The organism is Pseudomonas sp. RIT-PI-S (assembly GCF_025642975.1).
Taxonomy (GTDB): domain Bacteria; phylum Pseudomonadota; class Gammaproteobacteria; order Pseudomonadales; family Pseudomonadaceae; genus Aquipseudomonas.
Map to the genome: position 1 here is coordinate 125382 of NZ_JANZKJ010000010.1, position 20226 is coordinate 145607.

Consider the following 20226-nt stretch of genomic DNA (forward strand, 5'->3'; position numbering starts at 1 on the left):
ATGTTCGGGTGATCCGTCACTGCCCCTTACACTTTACTAGCGTTGTTCAGTGCAACTCTGTTTCGGCATATTGCCAAGCCGTCGGGTACCTTCCAAGCGGTGTTAGGGTGGGCACTTTTCCTACGACCGGAGTGTACCAAAGTGCACGCTATCGCCTTCATTCAGGACCTGGCCGTGATCATGCTGGTTGCCGGGATCGTCACGGTGATCTTCCATCGTCTCAAACAGCCTGTCGTGCTCGGTTACATCGCCGCAGGCTTCATCATCGGCCCGCATACCCCACCGTTCGGCTTCATCCATGATGAAGATACCATCAAGATCCTGGCGGAGCTGGGCGTGGTATTCCTGATGTTCTGTCTGGGATTGGAATTCAGCCTGCGCAAGCTATTCAAGGTTGGCGCCACGGCCTTCGTCGCGGCCCTGCTGGAGATCACCTTGATGATCTGGGTGGGCTATGAGATTGGCCATGCCTTTGGCTGGGGCACCATGGATGCATTGTTCCTGGGTGCGATCCTTGCCATCTCCTCAACCACCATCATCGTCAAGGCACTCAACGATCTGAACATGAAGCATCAGCGCTTTGCGCAGCTGATCTTTGGTGTACTGATCGTCGAAGACATCCTTGGCATCGGCATCATCGCGCTGCTGTCGGGTATTGCCGTGAGTGGGTCCGTGAGTTCCGGGGAGGTGCTGGCCACCGTTGGCAAGCTGGGGTTGTTCATGGTGGTGGCGCTGGTAGTCGGCATCTTGCTGGTGCCGCGCTTGCTGGCATATGTAGCTAAAAGCGAAAGCGATGAAATGTTGCTGGTAGTCGTTCTGGGGCTGTGCTTCGGGTTCTGCCTGCTGGTAGTCAAACTGGGCTACAGCATGGTTCTAGGTGCATTCCTGATCGGCGCGATCATGGCCGAATCCACTCACCATCGGAAGGTCGAGCGGCTGGTGGAGCCTCTACGAGACATGTTCAGCGCGATCTTCTTTGTGGCGATTGGGCTGATGATCGAGCCGCGGGTGTTGGTTGAATACGCCGTGCCAATCGTGGCCATCACTGCGGCGGTGGTCATAGGTAAAGTGATTTCATGTAGCCTCGGTGCGTTCCTGGCAGGTAATGATGGGCGGACGTCTTTACGGGTGGGCATGGGGCTTTCGCAGATCGGCGAGTTCTCCTTCATCATTGCCGCGCTTGGCATGACTTTGGAGGTCACTAGCGATTTCCTATACCCGGTGGCAGTCGCGGTTTCAGCGATCACCACTTTGCTTACCCCCTACCTGATACGCGCCGCAGACCCATTCGCCATACAGCTGGCCCGCTGGATACCAGCACCTTTGGCCAAGGTGTTCGGGACCTATGGGGAATGGCTGCGGGGGATTGGCCTGCAAGGCCAGCGGGCGGCATTCGCCGCAATAGTGCGGCGTATCTTGATGCATGTGGGCGTGAACCTGGCCCTGGTGGTAGCCATATTCTTCACTTGCGCTCACTTCGCCCCGGATATCGGCCAGTGGCTGCAACCTTGGTTACCAGGTGAGGAAGGCCAGAAAGGTGTGCTCTGTGCCATGGCGCTGGTGCTCTCCATGCCGTTTTTGGTCGCGGCCTATCGCAAGCTTGGGGCGCTGTCCCTCTTACTCGCGCAGGCTGGCGTGAGGCCACCCCTTGCGGGCCGACATACCGAACGACTGCGCCAGCTGATGGCGCAGGTCATTCCTGTGGTGTTCCTGGGGTTGATTCTATTTCTCTTGGCCGCGCTATCGGCCAGCATCCTCCCAACCCGCGAAATGCTTATGCTGGTGGGTGCAGCCATGGTCGTTTTCGCAGCGCTGTTCTGGCGCTGGCTGATTCGCATACATGCGCGTATGCAAACGGCGTTGGTAGAGACGCTGGACAGCCCGGGCAGCCATAGCGAGCATTGAACCCAGAGGGGCGCTGGCTTAGCTTTCCAGCCAGACGTCCCGCGCCCAGTGCCACACCGACTCCCAGCTTTCTTCCGTGACCAGTTCTTCCTCGGCGCTCCATAGCACGACCGTGCCGTCTTCTTCGACGCAGTAGTAGTCCTCGCCGTGCTGACAGATGGGGATAAGCTCCCGAGGTACACCCTGGTCCCACGCGGTAGCGGCTACTTCCGGCAGGTAAGTATGCGACTGCGGGTCGGTTACGGTGACCGGCTCTAGGCTGCCGTACACAACGTCACTGACGGTGAGCAGGAACTCCTTGAATACGAAAGGAATGTTGATGAAGAGCTGCTCTTCCACCTCGACCAGGAGATCTTCGTCGGGTAACTCCAGCGGAACCGGTACCGGTTCGTTGGCTTCTCGGAGTTGTTCAATGACTTCTTCCACGGTGACTGACCTATGCCTTGGAAACGGAGGGCGTATTTGCTCCCACGATATTAATCCATACCCCAAAAAGCAAAACCCCGGATGTGAAAATCCGGGGTTTTGAGCGCCGAGCGGTGACAGCTAGCTGTTCTGGCGGATACCTGCGATCAGCCAAGGCTGATTTTCACCTTGTTGCCGCTCCATGTTCCAGCTCTCGCTGAAGGCTTCACCTTGGTCGAAGCGGGAATCTTTGGACACACCGGTAAAGGTTAGGGTAGCGATGGTTCTATCAGGGCGGTCATCGATGCCGTCGAGCTGGACTTGAAGGTTATCGATGTAGGTGGACTGGTAGCCATCGCCCAAGGACGCCCGTTCCTGTTGCAAGAATTGCAGCATTTGCGGGGTCACGAACTCGGCTATCTTGCCCATTTCGTTAGCGTCCCAGTGTTGCTGCAGGGCCAGGAAATGTTCACGGGCGGCGCCTAGGAAATTCTGCTCGTTGAACCAGGCAGGCGCCTGGATGGCCTGCCGTACCGGCGCCGCGCTGGCAGTGCCGAAGGGAGAGGTGGATGGGCTCGCCGGCTGAGCTTCACGCTCGTAGGCCGGATGGCCTGCCATCGCCATCTGCGGCTGTTGTTTGCGGCGCCGCGAAGCGACGAGGCGGAAAATGATGAAAGCGACCAGTGCCAGGAGGAGGAAGTCCAGGAATTGGAAACCTTCGAACCCGTCACCCATGAACATGGAGGCAAGCAATCCGCCGGCCGCGATACCGGCCAAAGGGCCGAGCCAGCGAGATGCGCCGCTGGGTGCGCCGGGCGCACGACCTGGCTGTGCGGGGGTGGTTGCGTTAGGTTGCGAAGGCGCGGCCTGACGGGTTTGATGGCTCGGCGCGGCACCAAAGGACTTGCCGCCGCCGAAGCGTTTGGCGGCATTGGCGTCGAGGCTCAGCGACAGGCTGAGGCAGAGCGCCAAGGCGATGCTTAGAAAACGTTGCATGGAGGCATTCCCATCCCTTAATGGACATAGCGTTGGGCATGGTGCACGCCGGTAGGGGGGATAGCCAGCAGGAGATTGTTTCCGGCTTTTACGGAAATTTCCTACAGGTCGGATGCCCTTTTGTAAGAAGGGCAATTCCAGCGTGCAGGACATTTCATTACCAAAGCCAAAGAAGGCGCAAGTATCAGTCCAGAGGCACCAGCTTGGCATAGCCGAGCATCAGCCATTTGCTGCCTTCGGCAAAGTTGACCTGTACCCGGGCCTGGGCGCCAGCGCCTTCGAAGTTGAGAATGATCCCTTCGCCAAACACCGCATGCTGAACCCGCTGGCCTAGGTTGAACACCGTATCCGGAATGCCGGCCTGGCCAAAGATGCTGCCGATATTGGGCTTGGCCGGCCCGCCGAAGGGTCGGCTGACGCTGTTGGACAGGCGTACTTCCTTAAGCAGGGCTGCGGGAATCTCACGCACGAAGCGTGAAACCTTGTTGTAGGTTTCACTGCCGTACAGGCGGCGGGTTTCGGCGTAGGTCATCACCAACTGCTGCATGGCCCGGGTGATGCCCACATAAGCCAGCCGGCGTTCTTCCTCCAGGCGGCCTGGCTCTTCCAGGCTCATCTTGTGGGGGAACAACCCTTCTTCCATCCCCACCAAGAACACGAACGGGAACTCAAGGCCCTTGGCGCTGTGCAGCGTCATCAGCTGAATGCTGTCTTCATGCTCCTCGGCCTGGGTATCGCCGGCTTCCAGCGATGCATGACCGAGGAACGCCGCCAGCGGTGACAGGTCTTCCTCACCCTCGGCGTTTTCGAAGTTACGCGCAGCGCTGACCAGCTCCTCAAGGTTTTCTACCCGAGCCTGGCCTTTTTCGCCTTTTTCTTCTTGGTGGAAGACGATCAGCCCAGCGTGTTCGATCACCGTTTGGGTCATCACATGCAGCGGCATGGTCTCGGTGCGCGCGACCAGGTCTTCGATCAGGTCCATGAAAGCTTGCAGCGCATTGCCCGCGCGACCTGTCAGCCCTTTGTTGGCAACCAGCTGGCGCATGGCTTCCCACATGGACACTTGCGCTTGGCGGGAATGTTGGCGGATCGCTTCGACGGTCTTTTCCCCAATGCCGCGCGGTGGCACGTTGATAACGCGCTCGAGTGCTGCGTCGTTGGCCCTGCCGTCGAGCAAACGCAGGTAGGCCATGGCGTTCTTGATTTCCGCGCGCTCGAAGAACCGCTGGCCGCCATAGATACGGTAGGGGATACGCTCGCGCAGCAACGCTTCTTCAAGTACCCGGGACTGGGCGTTGGAGCGATACAAAATAGCGATCTCACTGCGGGCCAGGCCCGTCTTGAGCGCGCTTTCGATGGTTTCCACCACATAACGGGCTTCGTCGTGCTCGTTATATGCGGCATAGAGGCTGATGGGTTCGCCGTCTCCGCCGTCGGTCCAGAGTTCCTTGCCCAGGCGGCCGCTGTTATTGGCGATCAACGCGTTGGCAGCGTTAAGGATGCCGGCAGTAGAGCGGTAATTCTGCTCCAGGCGGATCAGCTCGGCGTCGGGGAAGTCGCTGGTGTACTGACGGATGTTCTCGATACGCGCGCCGCGCCATCCATAGATGGACTGGTCGTCGTCGCCGACCACCATCAGGCTTTGGCCGCCCTTGGCCAGCAAGCGAAGCCAAGCGTACTGCACCGCGTTGGTGTCCTGGAATTCGTCTACGAGCACGTGGCGGAAGCGCCGCTGGTAATGCTCCAACAGGCTGGGGTTGTCCCGCCACAGGTCCAGCGCTCGCAAAAGCAGTTCGGAAAAGTCGATGACCCCGGCTCGCTCGCAGGCCGCTTCGTAAGCCTCGTAGATACCGCGCATGGTCGCCAGGAAAAGATCGCCGTTGGGCTGAATATGCGCAGGGCGCAACCCCTCGTCTTTTTGGCCATTGATGAACCACTGCGCCTGGCGCGCCGGCCATTTCTGCTCATCGAGGCCGAGCTCGCGGATGACCCGCTTGACCAGCCGTTGCTGGTCGTCACTATCAAGGATCTGGAAGTTCTGTTGCAGCTTGGCTTCCTGCCAATGGGCGCGCAGCAGGCGGTGGGCAAGGCCGTGGAAGGTCCCCACCCACATTCCGGCAGGGCTGATGCCCATCAGCTGCTCGATGCGGTGGCGCATCTCAGCCGCAGCCTTATTGGTGAAGGTCACTGCCAGCAAGGAATGCGGGGAAGCATGTTCCACCTGCATCAGCCAGGCGATGCGATGCACCAGCACACGGGTTTTGCCGGAGCCAGCGCCGGCCAGAACCAACTGACGTCCCACGGAGGCGGCTACCGCCTGGCGTTGGGCATCGTTGAGCGAATTAAGCAGAAGGGAGAGGTCGTCATGCATGGCGGCATTCTAGGGTGCGGGGACAACCTTGAGCAAACGCCGCTTACGACCGGCTGGCCAACGGCGGAAACCCCGAATAGCAGGCAAAGAGCCATCGGCTGCATTCGGGCAAATCTTGTGTATGCTGCCATGCATGATTAAGGTCTGAATAAGAATAAGCCTATGGCCCTTGAACACCGCTCGCCGGGTCGGGTGACGCCTGTAGGGCGCGCGTTGGATACCGATTTTTCCGCAAGCCTGGCGGTGGAGCGCACTCGCCTGCTGTACCAGGGCTCTCTGGTTCCCACGCTGCTGATGTTGCTGACCGGGCTCGTATGTTCCTGGATCCTCTGGACACCCGGGCATCATGTGTTAGTCAGTGCATGGTTGACCTGGCTGATGACCCTGGTCGCCTTGCGAGTCATCCAGGTCGCCGCGTTCGATTCCGCCATGCCGAACCGCCAAGCCGCGCTCATTTGGCGTCGGATGTTCCTGCTGGGCTCCGCCGCCAGCGGCCTTACCCTTGCCGGGGCAGCCATCCTCCTGGCGCCTTTCGATAGTTTCTTGCAGCAGGCGTGGATTTTTGGCCTGCTTGGCGCCGCCGCGCTGTCGGCAAGCATCGCCTATGCAGTGAGCTTCACTGCTTTTCTCAGTTTTGTAGTGCCCTGCCTGGGGCCGCCCATTGCCTGGCTCTTTCTTAATGGTGGGTTGCACCAGCGCGGCTGGGCCTGGCTCGGGTTGGCATTGCTGGCGTCGCTGTGCGTTGTTGCCTGGCAGGTGAACCGGTTGATAGAGCGTAGCTTGCTCAGGCGCTTCCAGAATCAGGCGCTGATCGCCAGCTTGCGTGAAGAACAGGCAGTCATTTCCCGCCTGAACCGGGAAATGACTGAAGAAATGGAGCGCCGGCGTGCGGCTGAGCAAGAGTTGCGAGCCATTCAGGCGCATCTGGAGGAACACGTTGCCCAGCGGAGCCGGCAACTCGACCAGGCGAATCAGGCGCTGAGCAAGAGCCAGGCACGCCTGGCGCTGGCCTTGGAAGCCAGCGAGTTGGGGTTGTGGGACTGGGACCTGCGCACCGATGAAGTTCATCACACCGAGCTGGAACGGCTGTTCGGCATTCCCCAGCAAGACACGCCCATTTTACTCAAGCACCTGCGGCCTCGCCTACATCCGGACGACCTTCCCGCCCTCAAGCAAACCCTCATCGCACACCTCAAGGGCCGTACGGACGATTACCGCGTTGAATACCGGATCCGCCACAGCGACGGCCGTTGGCTTTGGGTCGAGGACCGTGGCCGGGCTGTGGAGCGAACCCCCGGCGGGCGTGTATTGCGCATGTTGGGTACGCGCCGCGACATCACTCGGTTCAAGCGCCAGGAAGAACAGCAGCGCCTGGCCGCCACCGTGTTCGAAGCAATGAGCGAAGGCATCGTGGTGCTCGACCCCGAGTTCGTGGTGCTGGCGATCAATCAGGCATTCACTCACATCACCGGATATACCCCCGCCGCTTGTGTGGGCGAGCCCCTGCTGGAGCTGCCGTGTAGCCGAGATCTGCGGCGTCAGTTCCCGCAGATCCACCAAGCGCTGCTGGAACGTGGCGGCTGGCAGGGGGAGGTGGTTGAGGCACGACATAACGGCGAGCTCTACCCGCAGTGGTTGCAGGTCAGCGCGATCATTGACGAGCAGGGTGCGTTGAATCGGGTAGTGGTGTTCTGTTCTGACCTGTCTTCGCGGCGGGCCTCCGAAGAGCGCCTGCACTACCTGACCTACCACGACGAACTGACCGGCCTCGGCAACCGCGGGCTGTTCCGCCAGCGCCTCCACGACGCCTGCCAGCGCCTGCGCCACAATGGCCGCAGCCTGGCGTTGCTGCACATCGATCTGGACCGCTTCAAATTGCTCAATGACAGCTTCGGGCATGATGCCGCTGACATTGTCTTGCGCCAGATAGCCAAGCGCATTGGCGCGGCCTTGCCCGAAGCGGACACTGTGGCGCGGCTGGCGGGCGATGAATTCGCGGTGCTGTTCGATGCCTACACCAGCCTGTCGAGCCTTATCCGGGTGACTACGCGGCTGTTGGCGAAAATCCGAGTGCCGCTGCGCCTGGACGATCACGAACTGATCATCACCGCTTCCATTGGCATCAGCCTGCTGCCGGACACGGCACGGGAGGGTGCGGTACTGCTCAACCAGGCTGACATCGCCATGCAGCAGGCCAAGCGCCTGGGCGGCGATGGCTTCCAGTTCTATACCGAGTCGATGCAGGCCGACGCCCACGACCGGTTACAGCTCGAACACCAGTTGCGCCGCGCGCTGGAGCTGCGCCAGCTGGAAGTGTTCTATCAGCCGAAGCTGGACCTCGCCAGCGACACCCTTGGCGGGGTCGAAGCACTGGTGCGCTGGCGCCATCCACAGCGCGGGTTGATCGCCCCGGATGCCTTTATCGAACTGGCCGAGGAAACCGGCCAGATCACGGCTATCGGCGAGTTCGTGTTGCGTACGGCGTGCCGTCAGGCGCGGGAATGGCAGCGCAACGGCCTGGGGGACCTGCGCATTTCGGTCAACCTGTCCGGGCAGCAGTTGCGCTACGGCAACCTGGTAAGCCTGGTGCGGCAGGTGCTGGCCGAGAGCGGGTTGGCGCCCACGCTGCTGGAGCTGGAGCTTACCGAAAGCCAGTGGCTGGATAATATCAGCGCCATACATGCGACCTTCGCCCAGTTGCGGGAGTTGGGCGTGAAGCTCGCCATCGACGACTTCGGCACCGGGTACTCCGCGCTCAGCTACCTTAAAAGGCTGCCGGTGGACTACGTAAAACTCGATCAGGCTTTCGTTTGCGAGCTGGGAGAAAGCACTGCGGATGCCGCCATCACCCAGGCGGTCATCACCATGGCCCATGGTCTTGGCCTGAAAGTGACTGCCGAAGGCGTCGAAACAGCCGCGCAGCTACAGGTGTTGCAAGCCCAGGGCTGCGACGAGGTTCAAGGTTATTTGGTTGGCCGGCCCGTGCCGGCGGCTGAGTTCCAGCAATGGTTGGTAGTCCGAGGCAACGAGGGGGTGCCCCTTGTTTGACTGGGCCTGCAGCAACCCTTGTAGTATAACTACAAAAAACCGTGGCCCTGCCCGACACAAAATGAGTCCTGTCCTTTGAACCTTCTGCAACACATCGCCCAATCCCGCCATCTCCTGCGCAAGTCGGAGCTGAAGGTCGCCGATCACGTTTTGCTCGATCCCGCGGCTGTGATGCATAGCTCCATGGCGGACCTAGCCCACAACGTCGGCATCAGCGAGCCGACCATTGTGCGGTTCTGCCGGGCCATCGGCTGCACGGGGTTCCAGGACCTGAAGCTGAAACTGGCGCAAAGCCTCGCTGCGGGTGCCAGCTTCGGCCAATTCGCCATCCACGAAGACGACTCGGTAGCGGATTTCAGCCTGAAGATCTTCGACACCACTTTGCATACCCTGATGGAAGTGCGCGAACACCTCGACGCCCAGGCCTTGCAACGCGCGGTAACGGCGATGGCGCAAGCACGTCGGGTGGAGTTCTACGGCTTCGGTGCTTCCGGGGCGGTCGCGGCCGACGCCCAGCACAAGTTCTTCCGCCTGCTGCTCACCGCCGCGGCGTATTCCGACCCGCATATGCAGGCGATGTCTGCGGTAACCCTGCAACCGGGTGACGTTGCGGTCTGCATTTCTCAATCTGGGCGCTCGAAGGATCTGCTGATTACCGCGAACCTGGTGCGCGAAACCGGTGCCTCGCTGATTACCTTGTGCCCGAGCCAGACGCCCCTGGCCGAATTGTCTACGGTCAACCTGGCGATCGACGTGCACGAAGACACTGAGATCTACACTCCGCTGACCTCGCGCATTGCGCACCTGGTGGTGATCGACGTGCTCGCCATGGGCGTTGCCATGGCGCGTGGGCCCACGCTGGTCAACCACCTCAAGAGCGTCAAGCGCAGCTTGCGCAGCCTTCGTCTTTCGCCAAAGTCGATCAAGCACCCGGACGAATAACCCGCGCCGCCGTGTCATACGGCCGTCATCGTCGTGCCCTCAAAGTTTAATGCCGCCTGGCCATGCTGTAGCTCTCGCAACCCATTGGGAGACAGGCAACATGGCGCGTTCCTATGAAGGGCAAGGCAACAGCAAGACCCGCCGCCAGGAAGAAGATGCGCGGCGTATGGCATTTCGCCGGGCCATTGAAAGCCGTACCGACGAACGCCGGCTGCTAGCCCAGATTCTCGACTATCCCGAGCTGCACGCCTGGCAGGCAGGCGCTATGGACAGCGGGCGAAGCGTTCAGCCAGGCTACTGAGCTGCTGCCGTTCTTCGCCGATAAACGCCAGGAAGGCTGCCGCCACCGGTGACGGCCGCCTGGCTTTGGCTCGCACCAGGCACCAACTGCGGCGCAATGGCAGTTCAGCCACTGGCAGCTCTCGCAGCGTGCCACTGCGCAGTTCACCCACCACGCCATGGCGGCTCAACAGTGCCAGCCCAAGCCCTGCCACCACTGCTTCGCGCTGAGCCTCGGCGGACCCGACCTCCAGGGTTTGCCCAAAATGCACACGCTTCTCCTTGAGGAAGGCCTCGCACGCCATTCGCGTCCCGGACCCCACTTCTCTCACCAGTAGCGGCCACGGCTCCAGGGCCTGCAAGCGCAGCTGTTCTGCCTGGCACAGCGGATGCTCCGACGGGGCGACGGCGATGATCTCGTTGGTCAGGAATGGCACGAACTCCAGGTCCATGTCCGAGGGCACCAAAGACATGATCAGCAGGTCGTCGCGATTGTCCGCCAAACGCCGCAAAGCTTGGGCCCTATTAACTACGCTAAGTACCAGGCTGACTTCCGGATGCTTGCGTTTGAAGGCGGCGAACAGGTGCGGGAGGAAATATTTGGCACTCGATTCCACTGCCAGCTTGAGCTGGCCCTGCAATGAGCCTTGCAGGTCGGAGAGCTGCATATCGAAGCTTTCGAGGCATCCGAAGATGTCGCGGCTGGCGCTCTGCAGGGCCTGGGCAGCCTCGGTGAGATAAAGCTTTTTGCCGACGTACTCGAACAAGGGCTGGCCGATGACCTCCTCGAGTTGGCGAATTTGCAGGCTTACCGCCGGCTGGGTCAGGGCCATTTCCTCGGCGGCGCGGCTGAATGAGCGCAGGTCGCAGACCTCGTTGAACACCCGCAGCTGGCGCAGTGTAAGGCGCATCAAGGATTTACGCATGGCCAGGGTCCTGAGGGCGAAGGCCGTACTATAAGGTTTTACTAATGGGTAGCCCAACAAACTCTGATTTTTCTTTATCGTTGGGCGCGGTTAGGGTGCCAGAGTGCCTGCTCAAGCATTGAGGCACTGCGTTGCCTTAATGGACGAGGGAAAGCCAAGTGATAAAAAAGATCCTCATCGCCAACCGAGGCGAAATCGCGGTCCGTATCGTGCGGGCGTGTGCCGAGATGGGTATTCGTTCGGTTGCGATCTACGCCGATGCCGACCGCCATGCCTTGCACGTAAAGCGGGCCGACGAAGCCCATAACATCGGCGCCGAGCCCCTGGCGGGCTATCTGAACCCGCGCAAGCTGGTGAACCTGGCCGTGGAAACAGGCTGCGACGCGCTGCACCCGGGCTACGGTTTCCTTTCGGAAAACGCCGAACTCGCGGAAATTTGCGCCCAGCGCGGAATCAAGTTCATTGGCCCCTCGGCAGAAGTCATTCGCCGCATGGGCGATAAAACCGAAGCGCGCCGCACCATGATCGCGGCAGGGGTGCCAGTAACCCCAGGCACCGAGGGCAATGTGGCCGACCTGGCCGAGGCCCTGCGTGAGGGCGAGCGGATCGGATACCCGGTGATGCTCAAGGCGACCTCGGGTGGAGGCGGTCGTGGTATCCGCCGCTGCAACAGCCGCGAGGAACTGGAGCAAGCATTCCCGCGGGTGATTTCCGAAGCGACCAAGGCGTTCGGTTCGGCCGAAGTGTTCCTGGAAAAATGCATCGTCAACCCTAAGCACATCGAGGCGCAGGTGTTGGGGGACAGCAACGGTAACGTGGTCCACCTGTTCGAGCGGGACTGCTCGATCCAGCGGCGCAACCAGAAGCTGATCGAGATCGCCCCTAGCCCACAGCTAACTCCTGAGCAGCGCGCCTATATTGGCGACCTGGCCGTGCGTGCGGCCAAGGCGGTCAACTACGAGAACGCCGGCACCGTGGAATTTCTTCTCGCCGAGGGCGAGGTGTATTTCATGGAGATGAACACCCGGGTGCAGGTGGAACACACCATCACCGAGGAGATCACCGGCCTGGATATCGTCCGCGAGCAGATTCGCATCGCCTCCGGCTTACCTTTGTCGGTGAAGCAGGAAGACATCCAGCATCGCGGCTTCGCCTTGCAGTTCCGGATCAACGCCGAAGATCCGAAGAACAACTTCCTCCCCAGTTTCGGCAAGATCACCCGTTACTACGCCCCAGGCGGCCCGGGTGTTCGAACCGACACGGCGATCTACACCGGTTATACCATCCCGCCGTTCTACGACTCCATGTGCCTGAAGCTGGTGGTATGGGCGCTGACCTGGGAGGAAGCGCTCGACCGCGGCCTGCGGGCGCTGGATGACATGCGCGTGCAGGGGGTAAAGACCACCGCCGCCTATTACCAGGAAATTCTTCGCAATGCGGAGTTTCGCAGTGGGCAGTTCAACACCAGCTTCGTCGAAAGCCACCCGGAACTGACCCAATACTCGATCAAGCGCAAGCCCGAAGAGTTGGCCCTGGCCATTGCCGCCGCGATCGCCGCCCACGCCGGCCTATGAATACGCAGCGGCAGCTGTAAGCGGCAAGCTAAAGCAGAAGCGAAGGGGCTTTTACTTGCAGCTTGTAGCTTGGAACTTGCCGCTCCAAGGAGTTTGAAATGGCTAAGAAGATCTTTGTAACCGACACCATTCTGCGCGACGCCCATCAGTCTCTGCTGGCCACGCGGATGCGCACTGAAGACATGCTGCCGATCTGCGACAAGCTCGACAAAGTCGGCTACTGGTCGCTGGAAGTCTGGGGGGGAGCGACCTTCGATGCCTGCGTACGCTTCCTCAAGGAAGACCCGTGGGAGCGCCTGCGCCAGCTGCGCGCGGCCCTGCCCAATACCCGTTTGCAGATGCTGCTGCGTGGGCAGAACCTACTCGGCTACCGGCACTACAGTGACGACGTGGTACAGGCGTTCGTTGAACGTGCGGCGGCCAATGGTATTGACGTGTTCCGCATCTTTGATGCGATGAATGACATCCGCAACCTGCGCGTGGCCATCGAAGCAGTGAAGGCCGCGGGCAAGCATGCCCAAGGCACCATTGCCTACACCACTAGCCCGGTGCATACGGTCAAGGCCTTTGTCGAGCAGGCCAAGCAGATGGAAGCCATGGGTTGTGATTCGGTCGCTATCAAGGACATGGCCGGGCTGCTGACCCCGTATGCCACTGGCGAGCTGGTCCGCGCGCTCAAGGCCGAACAGAGCCTGCCGGTATTCATCCATTCCCATGACACCGCTGGCTTGGCTGCGATGTGCCAGCTCAAGGCTGTGGAAAACGGCGCCGACCATATCGATACGGCCATTTCCAGCTTGGCCTGGGGCACCAGCCACCCGGGGACCGAGTCCATGGTCGCTGCGCTCAAGGGCAGCGAATACGACACCGGCCTGGACTTGGAGCTGCTTCAGGAAATCGGCCTGTACTTCTATGCGGTGCGCAAGAAGTACCACCAGTTCGAAAGCGAATTCACCTCGGTCGACACCCGTGTGCAGGTCAACCAGGTTCCCGGCGGGATGATTTCCAACCTGGCCAACCAGCTCAAGGAGCAGGGCGCGCTCAACCGCATGAACGAAGTGCTGGCTGAAATTCCGCGGGTGCGCGAAGACCTCGGTTACCCGCCGCTGGTGACTCCGACCTCGCAGATTGTCGGTACCCAGGCGTTCTTCAATGTGCTGGCCGGCGAGCGCTACAAAACCATCACCAACGAGGTGAAGCTTTACCTGCAAGGCGGCTACGGCAAGGCACCGGGCACGGTTAGCGAGACCTTGCGCCGGCAGGCCATCGGCAGCGAAGACGTGATAGACGTGCGCCCGGCTGACCTCTTGAAACCAGAAATGGCTCGGCTGCGGGCGGACGTTGGTGAACTGGCGAACAGCGAAGAAGACGTGCTCACCTGTGCGATGTTCCCGGACATCGGGCGCAAATACCTGGAAGAGCGCAAGGCCGGCACTCTCAAGCCAGAGGCCTTGTTGCCGATCCCCGAAGCCGGCGCGGTGGCTTCGGCAAAAGGCGAGGGCGTGCCGACCGAGTTCGTGATCGACGTGCACGGTGAAACCTACCGAGTGGATATCACCGGCGTGGGCGTGAAAGCCGAAGGCAAGCGGCATTTCTACCTGAGCATCGATGGCATGCCCGAAGAGGTCGTGTTCGAACCGCTGAATGAATTCGTCGGCGGCGGCGTAGGCAAGCGCAAGCAGGCCAGCGCGCCGGGCGACGTAAGCACCACCATGCCCGGCAATATCGTGGAAGTGCTGGTGAAGGAAGGCGATCAGGTCAAGGCGGGGCAAGCTGTGATGATCACCGAGGCAATGAAAATGGAAACCGAAATCCAGGCACCTATCGCCGGGACCGTGCGCACCATTCACGTTGCCAAGGGTGATCGCGTAACGCCGGGCGAAGTGCTGATCGAAATCGAAGCCTGACCAGCACTGAAGGTTACCTCTGGGGAGCTTCGGCTCCCCTTTTTTTTAACCTGGCTCTAGAGCCGTTCATGCAGCCTCGCCGTGCTCCTGCCGCTCGAAACGTTGCCGCAACAAGCTACGCGCCTGGGCAGCATTGACATAGGACCCGACCAACTCCGCCAAGTCGCTGACCTTGAGTTTTGTCGTTGCGGCAGAAATCCATGAGCGCCAAGCGAACCAGGCGCTTCTTCGGATCAATGACGGCGTTAGGGGCAAAGAATGAGCGTGAGGCGAGTTCCGGTAACGGAGCATCCTTGGTGATCAGCAGCGTCAGGAAAACCCCGCGAGCCAGGGTGATGCTGAAGTCCTCGATATGATCGGTGGGCACCGGCGCCTTGAGGTTGGCAAAAATGAACTGCGTAGGCGTGAGCACCAGCGCGGTTACGTTCGCCCTGCGCAATGTGCGCATGGCCATCAGTACCGCGCCCGCTGCGATGGCCGCCATTACCGCACCGCCCCCATAGAACGTAGCGGCATGATCCGCTACCTGCGGTGACAAGGTGGGCAGCAGTGGAAGCGCAATGGCTGGCAGCGTGAATAAGCCGCTGAGGGCCAATACGATCTTTCCTCTTATCCGGCCACTTTCGTGCAGCGCCACATTCTCCGTCACGGCTTGGGCCGTATCCCGCAAGTGCGCCACGATGGATGCATCCTGGCTGGTGTAGTGGCCGAGGTACGCCTCGGTCAACCGCGCCTGCAACGCCGCCGCATCGGCGAAGTACTCCTGCAACGCGGCATGAGCCTGCACCGCGCCTACGGGTCGAGTGGCTTCGCTCGTCACGGCGTCGGCGGCAACCCCTAATGCCGCCAGGCGTTCGCCGTTGCTGGGATGGGTATCCGTCGGATGCGGTAGGCGGATGGCCATTTCTTCGCTAGGCAGGGTCAAGGTCTTCTCGGCCAGCTCCTTGATCACCGCGGTGGGGAGGTCCGGCGTGGCAGCTTCCCCCTCGGCCAGGTTGGCCGCGCGGGAACGATGGCTGGCCAGGCAATGCTCCAGCAGGGGGTCGATAGCGGTGATACGCATCAGCGCCGAGGCGGCGGCGGCATTGCTTACCAGTTGCGCGCCCGCGGCATCAGCGGCGAGCTCTCGAACCCGGCTCCAATGGCCAACCGCATGCTCGAAACGCTCCATGAAATACAGGCCCAGCATGAAGGCGGGCTGCATAAGCCAGCGCTGCAGCCTGTCGAGGTAGGCCATGTTGTCGGCGATCACGCCCAGGCTGCGGCTGATGCCGTCATGAATGGGTACGAATTTCAAGCTGTACGCCGTGTCGGCGCCCACGAAATGCCCCAGTTCATGGCCAATGACCGCGCTGGTTTCAGCCGTGTCAAGCAAGCCCAGGTAGGCAATAGGCACATGCAAGGTGCAGCCTTGGATCAGGGTACCGGAGGGCTTCAATTCGATGTCGCTGGAGGTGACGTAAAAGCCGCCATCCATACCCACGATGATATGGGTCGGTTTGATCGCACCCAGCCGCTCGGCCAGGCCTCCTACATAAGCCCATAGGGCAGGCGCTTGCTCCAGCGTCACCGCTTCGCCTAGCACCGCCATCGCCGTGGGTTCGAACATGGCCAGCATGACCTTGAGCTGCTTGGCCAACTCCCAGATCGTATACAAGAGGCAAAACGCTGCCACGAACATGCATAGCATCAGCTTGAATTCGCCCGCATCCATGTGGCCCTCATGCCACACCCCTAGACCTTCGAAGATAACCGCCGAGGCAGCCGCGGCGGTCAAGGCAGTGATATGACCCACCAGCACTAGGGGTAACGCTTTGCGAACCAGCACGAAGGCGCTGAGCAGTTGATCCCGTGAACGGAGCGCTTGGCGTGCCGCCAGCCCCAAGGCGAACAGACCAGCCGCACCCACTATCGCGGCAAGCAGGCCCAGGGCGATAGAGGCTTTGGCCAGCAAAACCCTCGACGCGCCTATTGGCTGCAGCGTATGGAGGTCGTGTTCGGTTTCGCGAATCTGCGATAACGCGATCCCTGTGGAAACAGAAACCCCGTCAATGTCGATGAATTGCGCACTTGGCTTGGCATCGAGTGCTTCGATTTCCGGCAGGATGCTTTGGAGGTAGGCCAGTGTGGCCGCCCGCTCCTGGTTATCGTCGATGCCGCGTTGCAGTTGCCAGGCGCCGAGCGCGCCCAGGCAGAGAGGAAGAAGAACAAGTACCGCGAATAACTTAAGGTGTTTCATGAGGCAAGCCCAGCAACAGCGCGGCCACAAGAAGGCCCATGCGACCGCAAATTCCTTTTCACAAAGACCTGGAGGTCCGTGCACGACTGCGCAACACGCCCAGGCTGCCTGCCTAGGGGGAAACGTTACGCGGGGGGCTTTATACCTTCAAAATGAAAAGGATGCGACTGTTGCTGGACTCCACGGGCGCTTGGCCCTATGCAACGCCGCGCAGCTGTTCCAGCGTTTTCACCTGCTTGCCATCCTTGAAGTTTTCCGGCGCAAGCCACGCCTCGAAAGCCTCTTTGATGGGCGGCCATTCAGAGTCGAGAATCGCAAACCATGCGGTATCGCGGTTATGGTTCTTGACCACCATGTGTTGGCGGAACACGCCTTCGGGGGTGAAGCCGAAGCGGGCTGCCGCGCGCCGCGAGCGTTGGTTGCGGTTATCGCATTTCCACTCCAGACGGCGATAACCGGCGTCGAACACTTGGCGCGCCAGAAGGTAGATCGCCTCCGTACCCTTGGGGGTGCGTTGCATGGGGGCGCCGAAGGCCACGTGGCCAACCTCGAGCCGCCCGTGTGCCGGCACGATGGACATTAAACTCAGCACGCCTTCGGCCTTGCCGGTGTGTTTGTCCACCACGCAAAACCCCAGTGGGTCATTACTGATGGCATAGCCATCGAGCCAAATATCGAAGGTTTCGCGGTTATTGAAGGGGCCGTAGGGCAAGAAGTCCCAGAACACCGGATCAGCCTCAGGCCCCTGGAGCACCTCCCACAGGTCTTCGCTGTGACGGGCAGGTACGAGTTTTTCCAGGCGAATATATTCCCCTTCGATGGTTTGAGCGATGGGGGCCTTGACCGGTTTCCAGATCATTGCGGGGGTTACCATGATGGCTCCTAGAGAGCTTTGCGGAATTGAGTGAAGCCTGGCCGCTCCGCGATCCGCTCATATAACGCGATGGCGGTGGCGTTGGTTTCATGGGTCAGCCAGTGGACCTTAGCGCAACCGGCGCCCTTGGCCTGGGCATAGACATGCTCGATCAATTGGCGGCCGATACCGGAGCCGCGATGATTCTCATCGACGATTAGATCCTGAAGGTAGCAGGAGTTCTCTACCGTCCAGCACGAACGGTGAAAGATCCAATGAACCATGCCTACCGGCTGCCCATCGGCCCAGGCCAGGGCGGCATTGATTGGCTCGTTGGCATCCATTATCCGTTGCCAGGTGACTTCGCTCACTGCTTCCGGAATGTCGACCTTATAGAACCGCTGATAGGCCTTCCACAGCGGATGCCAGTTGGCGTGGTCGTTGGGCTGAACCGGCTTGATCTCGATGTTGCTCATAGCTGCTCCTTGGGTTTGGGAAGGGGGAACGCCATTGCGCGGGCCAGTTCTTGGTCCGCGGGGCGAGAGTTAGCGGCGAGCGCCGCGATAACGCCTTGCTGATCCACTGGCGTGCGGTTCTGGCTGAGTTTGCGCTTGCCTTCGAGGTGGTCGATAGGAATGGAAAAACCGACGATGGCCTTGAGCATGCCTTCTAGATATGCCGCTGGCGCATCGCTGACCGCCCAAGGGCATGCCCGCGGCGCTTCGTGGCGCTGGGTGAGCGCGGTAACCAACGCAAGCAGGCGGTCACGGTCGTGAAAGACTTCCGGAGTGCCTCGGGCCTGCACCGAAACGTAATTCCAGGTGGGTACCACCGCTGGGTTCTGGGCCTTGCTCGGATAATAGCCGGGGCTTACGTAGGCGTCTGGCCCGTTGAACACCACCAGTGCGGGAGCTCCCGCCGCTAGGGCGTGCCACTGCGGATTGGCCTTGGCCAAGTGGCCCTGCAGCGTGGCCCGGCTACCGTTGCGGCTCAGCAGCATCGGCACGGGATTGGCCTGAAGGCCATTGCTGTCGTGGGTGATCAACAAGGCCAAACCACAGGCTTCGATGAACTCAAGGTTCAGTTCAGCGTTTGGTTCGCGGAAGGCAGAAGGTGGATACATGGCGTGTGCCTCGGTAGGAATGCCGCTATCCTACGGCGGCCATTGGCCTACTGTAAGGTCCATTTTTGTCAATATTTAGGGGGCCAATTAATGCCTGCGTCCTTGCCGTTCGATCCTGCGGGATTGCACTTTGTCAGCGGCAGAGGGCTGGTGCGCCAGCTCTACCAGCAACTGCGCGAGCGTATTCTCGATGGCAGGCTCGGGGCCGGAGTGCGCCTGCCGGCGAGCCGGGACCTTGCCCACACCCTGAGCATTTCGCGTAACTCGGTAATGCGCGCCTATGAGCAGTTATTGGCAGAAGGGTTTGCCGAGGCTCGGGTAGGCGATGGGACCTATATCGCTTTCTCCAGAATAGAGCCAGCGAAGCCCCAACTTCGCAGATCACCATCCACAGGCTTATCCACAGCTTTTGAGGGGGGTTTACCCACAGCCTTATCCACAGGATCTTCTGTAAATCCATCCAGTGTCAGCCACCCAACGCCTGCGTTGGCCCGTGCATTAGCGCACGGCATGACGCGGCCAACGGCCGGTGCGCCGCGGGCGTTTCAAGTCGGCTTGCCGGCTTTCGACCTGTTCCCTTTCGACGTCTGGAGCAAGCTTTATAGTGCTTTCTGGCGTTCACCGAACCTCGCGGCGCTCGGTTACCAAGACCCTGCTGGCGATCCATCGCTACGCGAAATGGTCGCTGCCTATCTGCGTATCTCACGCGGGTTGCCCTGCGACGCTGATCAGATAGTGATCACCTGCGGTGCACAACAGGGGATAAGCCTTTGTGCACAGTTGCTATTGCAGCCTGGTGACCTCGCAGCAGTGGAGAATCCGGGCTACCGCGCAGCGGGTCATGCGTTGGCCAGTGCTGGGGCGCGTTTGGTGGGCATTGGCGTGGATCAGGATGGCTTGCGCTGCAATGAGCTGCCCCACGGAGAAGACTGCCGTGTGGTGTATGTCACACCTGCGCACCAGTATCCGACCGGGGTGACGATGAGCCTGGCGCGGCGGCTGCAGTTGCTGGAGTGGGCGCAGCGCAGCGGGGCCTGGATCATCGAAGACGATTACGACGGGGAATACCGCTACAGCGGCGCGCCGCTGGCACCACTCGCAGCGCTGGACTCTGCTGGGCGGGTGCTTTACGTGGGCACCTTCGGCAAAGTGGCGTTCCCTGCCTTACGCCTGGGTTACCTCGTATTGCCCAAGGCTTTGGCCAGCGCGTTTGCCCGCCGCCGGGCCGTAGACATGCGCCATTCGGAGGTCGCCAGCCAGTGGGTGATGGCGCAGTTCATGGCCCGCGGTCATTTCCAGCGGCATATCAGGCGCATGCGCAAGGCAGCGCTGAGCCGCCGTGACGCCCTGCTGGGCGCTTGGCCGCAGCACGTCGAAGGGTGTGCGCACATGCCGGTGGTCAGCGCGGGCCTTCATGTGAAGGTCGATGTGGCCACTGCTGGCCGGGAAGCCGAGCTGGTCCGCCTTGCGCAGCAGGTGGCTGTGGATATCCAGCCGTTGACCAGTTACTGGCTCGAGACCAGCGCAACGCCTGTGGATAATCGCGCTGGGCTGGTGCTCGGGTTTGCCGGCGTTAACGAAACCGCCATCGTCGATGCCGTTGCGCGGTTGTGCGACGCTTGGTGCTGAGTGGCATGCGCTCAAGTGGGCCCAGGCGC

General features: G+C 60.9%; 15 protein-coding genes. 7 read left to right on the forward strand and 8 right to left on the reverse strand.

The window, feature by feature from the left end; genetic code table 11:
- The first annotated feature begins 141 nt into the window (after nucleotides 1-141).
- The gene (locus OGL93_RS15305; protein ID WP_263263658.1) at nucleotides 142-1905 is read left to right on the forward strand and encodes a cation:proton antiporter; all 1764 of its coding nucleotides are present in this window, start codon (nucleotides 142-144) and stop codon (nucleotides 1903-1905) included.
- Between the two features lie 18 nt (nucleotides 1906-1923).
- Here the strand turns inward: OGL93_RS15305 and OGL93_RS15310 are convergent, their stop codons facing one another.
- From OGL93_RS15310 to uvrD, 3 genes are all read right to left on the reverse strand, one after another.
- Nucleotides 1924-2331: an SMI1/KNR4 family protein gene (locus tag OGL93_RS15310; protein ID WP_263263659.1), complete on the reverse strand. Its 408-nt coding sequence runs from the start codon at nucleotides 2329-2331 to the stop codon at nucleotides 1924-1926.
- Between the two features lie 120 nt (nucleotides 2332-2451).
- Entirely contained in the window at nucleotides 2452-3306 is an 855-nt protein-coding gene (locus tag OGL93_RS15315; RefSeq protein WP_263263660.1) for a Tim44 domain-containing protein, read from the reverse strand.
- A gap of 184 nt (nucleotides 3307-3490) precedes the next feature.
- Complete coding sequence (uvrD, locus tag OGL93_RS15320) at nucleotides 3491-5677, reverse strand: DNA helicase II (RefSeq protein ID WP_263263661.1); 2187 nt, start codon at nucleotides 5675-5677, stop codon at nucleotides 3491-3493.
- Between the two features lie 162 nt (nucleotides 5678-5839).
- Here uvrD and OGL93_RS15325 point away from each other — a divergent pair, with 162 nt between their 5' ends.
- The 3 genes from OGL93_RS15325 (at nucleotide 5840) to OGL93_RS15335 (ending at nucleotide 9968) form a co-directional block, all read left to right on the forward strand.
- Nucleotides 5840-8725, forward strand: coding sequence for an EAL domain-containing protein (locus OGL93_RS15325; RefSeq protein ID WP_263263662.1), 2886 nt, complete (start codon nucleotides 5840-5842; stop codon nucleotides 8723-8725).
- A 75-nt stretch (nucleotides 8726-8800) separates the two neighbouring features.
- Entirely contained in the window at nucleotides 8801-9667 is an 867-nt protein-coding gene (hexR, locus tag OGL93_RS15330) for a transcriptional regulator HexR (protein ID WP_181111152.1), read from the forward strand.
- Nucleotides 9668-9767: 100 nt separating this feature from the next.
- On the forward strand, nucleotides 9768-9968 hold the full coding sequence (locus OGL93_RS15335) for a hypothetical protein (RefSeq protein WP_263263663.1): 201 nt from the start codon (nucleotides 9768-9770) through the stop codon (nucleotides 9966-9968).
- On the opposite strand, the gene OGL93_RS15340 is transcribed toward OGL93_RS15335, so the two are convergent.
- On the reverse strand, nucleotides 9931-10872 hold the full coding sequence (locus tag OGL93_RS15340; protein ID WP_276583551.1) for a LysR family transcriptional regulator: 942 nt from the start codon (nucleotides 10870-10872) through the stop codon (nucleotides 9931-9933). The genes OGL93_RS15335 and OGL93_RS15340 overlap by 38 nt on opposite strands.
- A gap of 158 nt (nucleotides 10873-11030) precedes the next feature.
- Between OGL93_RS15340 and OGL93_RS15345 the strand changes: the two genes are divergently transcribed.
- Nucleotides 11031-12446 carry an acetyl-CoA carboxylase biotin carboxylase subunit gene (locus OGL93_RS15345; RefSeq protein WP_263263664.1) on the forward strand — a complete coding sequence of 472 codons (1416 nt, stop codon included), beginning with the start codon at nucleotides 11031-11033 and terminating at the stop codon, nucleotides 12444-12446.
- Between the two features lie 98 nt (nucleotides 12447-12544).
- On the forward strand, nucleotides 12545-14353 hold the full coding sequence (gene oadA, locus OGL93_RS15350) for a sodium-extruding oxaloacetate decarboxylase subunit alpha (protein WP_263263665.1): 1809 nt from the start codon (nucleotides 12545-12547) through the stop codon (nucleotides 14351-14353).
- A 115-nt stretch (nucleotides 14354-14468) separates the two neighbouring features.
- Here oadA and OGL93_RS15355 read toward each other — a convergent pair whose 3' ends face one another.
- The 4 genes from OGL93_RS15355 to OGL93_RS15370 all read right to left on the reverse strand — a co-directional run bounded on the left by OGL93_RS15355 (nucleotide 14469) and on the right by OGL93_RS15370 (nucleotide 18568).
- The gene (locus OGL93_RS15355; RefSeq protein ID WP_346659651.1) at nucleotides 14469-16592 is read right to left on the reverse strand and encodes a M48 family metallopeptidase; all 2124 of its coding nucleotides are present in this window, start codon (nucleotides 16590-16592) and stop codon (nucleotides 14469-14471) included.
- Nucleotides 16593-16788: 196 nt separating this feature from the next.
- On the reverse strand, nucleotides 16789-17466 hold the full coding sequence (locus OGL93_RS15360) for a GNAT family protein (protein WP_263263666.1): 678 nt from the start codon (nucleotides 17464-17466) through the stop codon (nucleotides 16789-16791).
- Nucleotides 17467-17474: 8 nt separating this feature from the next.
- On the reverse strand, nucleotides 17475-17921 hold the full coding sequence (locus OGL93_RS15365; RefSeq protein ID WP_263263667.1) for a GNAT family N-acetyltransferase: 447 nt from the start codon (nucleotides 17919-17921) through the stop codon (nucleotides 17475-17477).
- Nucleotides 17918-18568, reverse strand: a complete 651-nt coding sequence (locus tag OGL93_RS15370; protein ID WP_263263668.1) for an FMN-binding negative transcriptional regulator — start codon at nucleotides 18566-18568, stop codon at nucleotides 17918-17920. Before OGL93_RS15370 ends, OGL93_RS15365 begins: the two co-directional genes overlap by 4 nt.
- A gap of 90 nt (nucleotides 18569-18658) precedes the next feature.
- On the opposite strand from OGL93_RS15370, the gene OGL93_RS15375 reads away from it, so the two are divergent.
- Nucleotides 18659-20197: a PLP-dependent aminotransferase family protein gene (locus OGL93_RS15375; RefSeq protein WP_263263669.1), complete on the forward strand. Its 1539-nt coding sequence runs from the start codon at nucleotides 18659-18661 to the stop codon at nucleotides 20195-20197.
- Nucleotides 20198-20226 lie beyond the last annotated feature (29 nt).

What these genes read in the sequence shown, in the direction of transcription:
- OGL93_RS15315 (WP_263263660.1), bottom strand. Translation starts at nt 3,306, where the DNA reads ATGCAACGTTTTCTAAGCATCGCCTTGGCGCTCTGCCTCAGCCTGTCG.
- uvrD (WP_263263661.1), bottom strand. Translation starts at nt 5,677, where the DNA reads ATGCATGACGACCTCTCCCTTCTGCTTAATTCGCTCAACGATGCCCAA.
- OGL93_RS15325 (WP_263263662.1), top strand. Translation starts at nt 5,840, where the DNA reads ATGGCCCTTGAACACCGCTCGCCGGGTCGGGTGACGCCTGTAGGGCGC.
- OGL93_RS15335 (WP_263263663.1), top strand. Translation starts at nt 9,768, where the DNA reads ATGGCGCGTTCCTATGAAGGGCAAGGCAACAGCAAGACCCGCCGCCAG.
- OGL93_RS15340 (WP_276583551.1), bottom strand. Translation starts at nt 10,872, where the DNA reads ATGCGTAAATCCTTGATGCGCCTTACACTGCGCCAGCTGCGGGTGTTC.
- oadA (WP_263263665.1), top strand. Translation starts at nt 12,545, where the DNA reads ATGGCTAAGAAGATCTTTGTAACCGACACCATTCTGCGCGACGCCCAT.
- OGL93_RS15355 (WP_346659651.1), bottom strand. Translation starts at nt 16,592, where the DNA reads ATGAAACACCTTAAGTTATTCGCGGTACTTGTTCTTCTTCCTCTCTGC.
- OGL93_RS15360 (WP_263263666.1), bottom strand. Translation starts at nt 17,466, where the DNA reads ATGGTAACCCCCGCAATGATCTGGAAACCGGTCAAGGCCCCCATCGCT.
- OGL93_RS15365 (WP_263263667.1), bottom strand. Translation starts at nt 17,921, where the DNA reads ATGAGCAACATCGAGATCAAGCCGGTTCAGCCCAACGACCACGCCAAC.
- OGL93_RS15370 (WP_263263668.1), bottom strand. Translation starts at nt 18,568, where the DNA reads ATGTATCCACCTTCTGCCTTCCGCGAACCAAACGCTGAACTGAACCTT.
- OGL93_RS15375 (WP_263263669.1), top strand. Translation starts at nt 18,659, where the DNA reads ATGCCTGCGTCCTTGCCGTTCGATCCTGCGGGATTGCACTTTGTCAGC.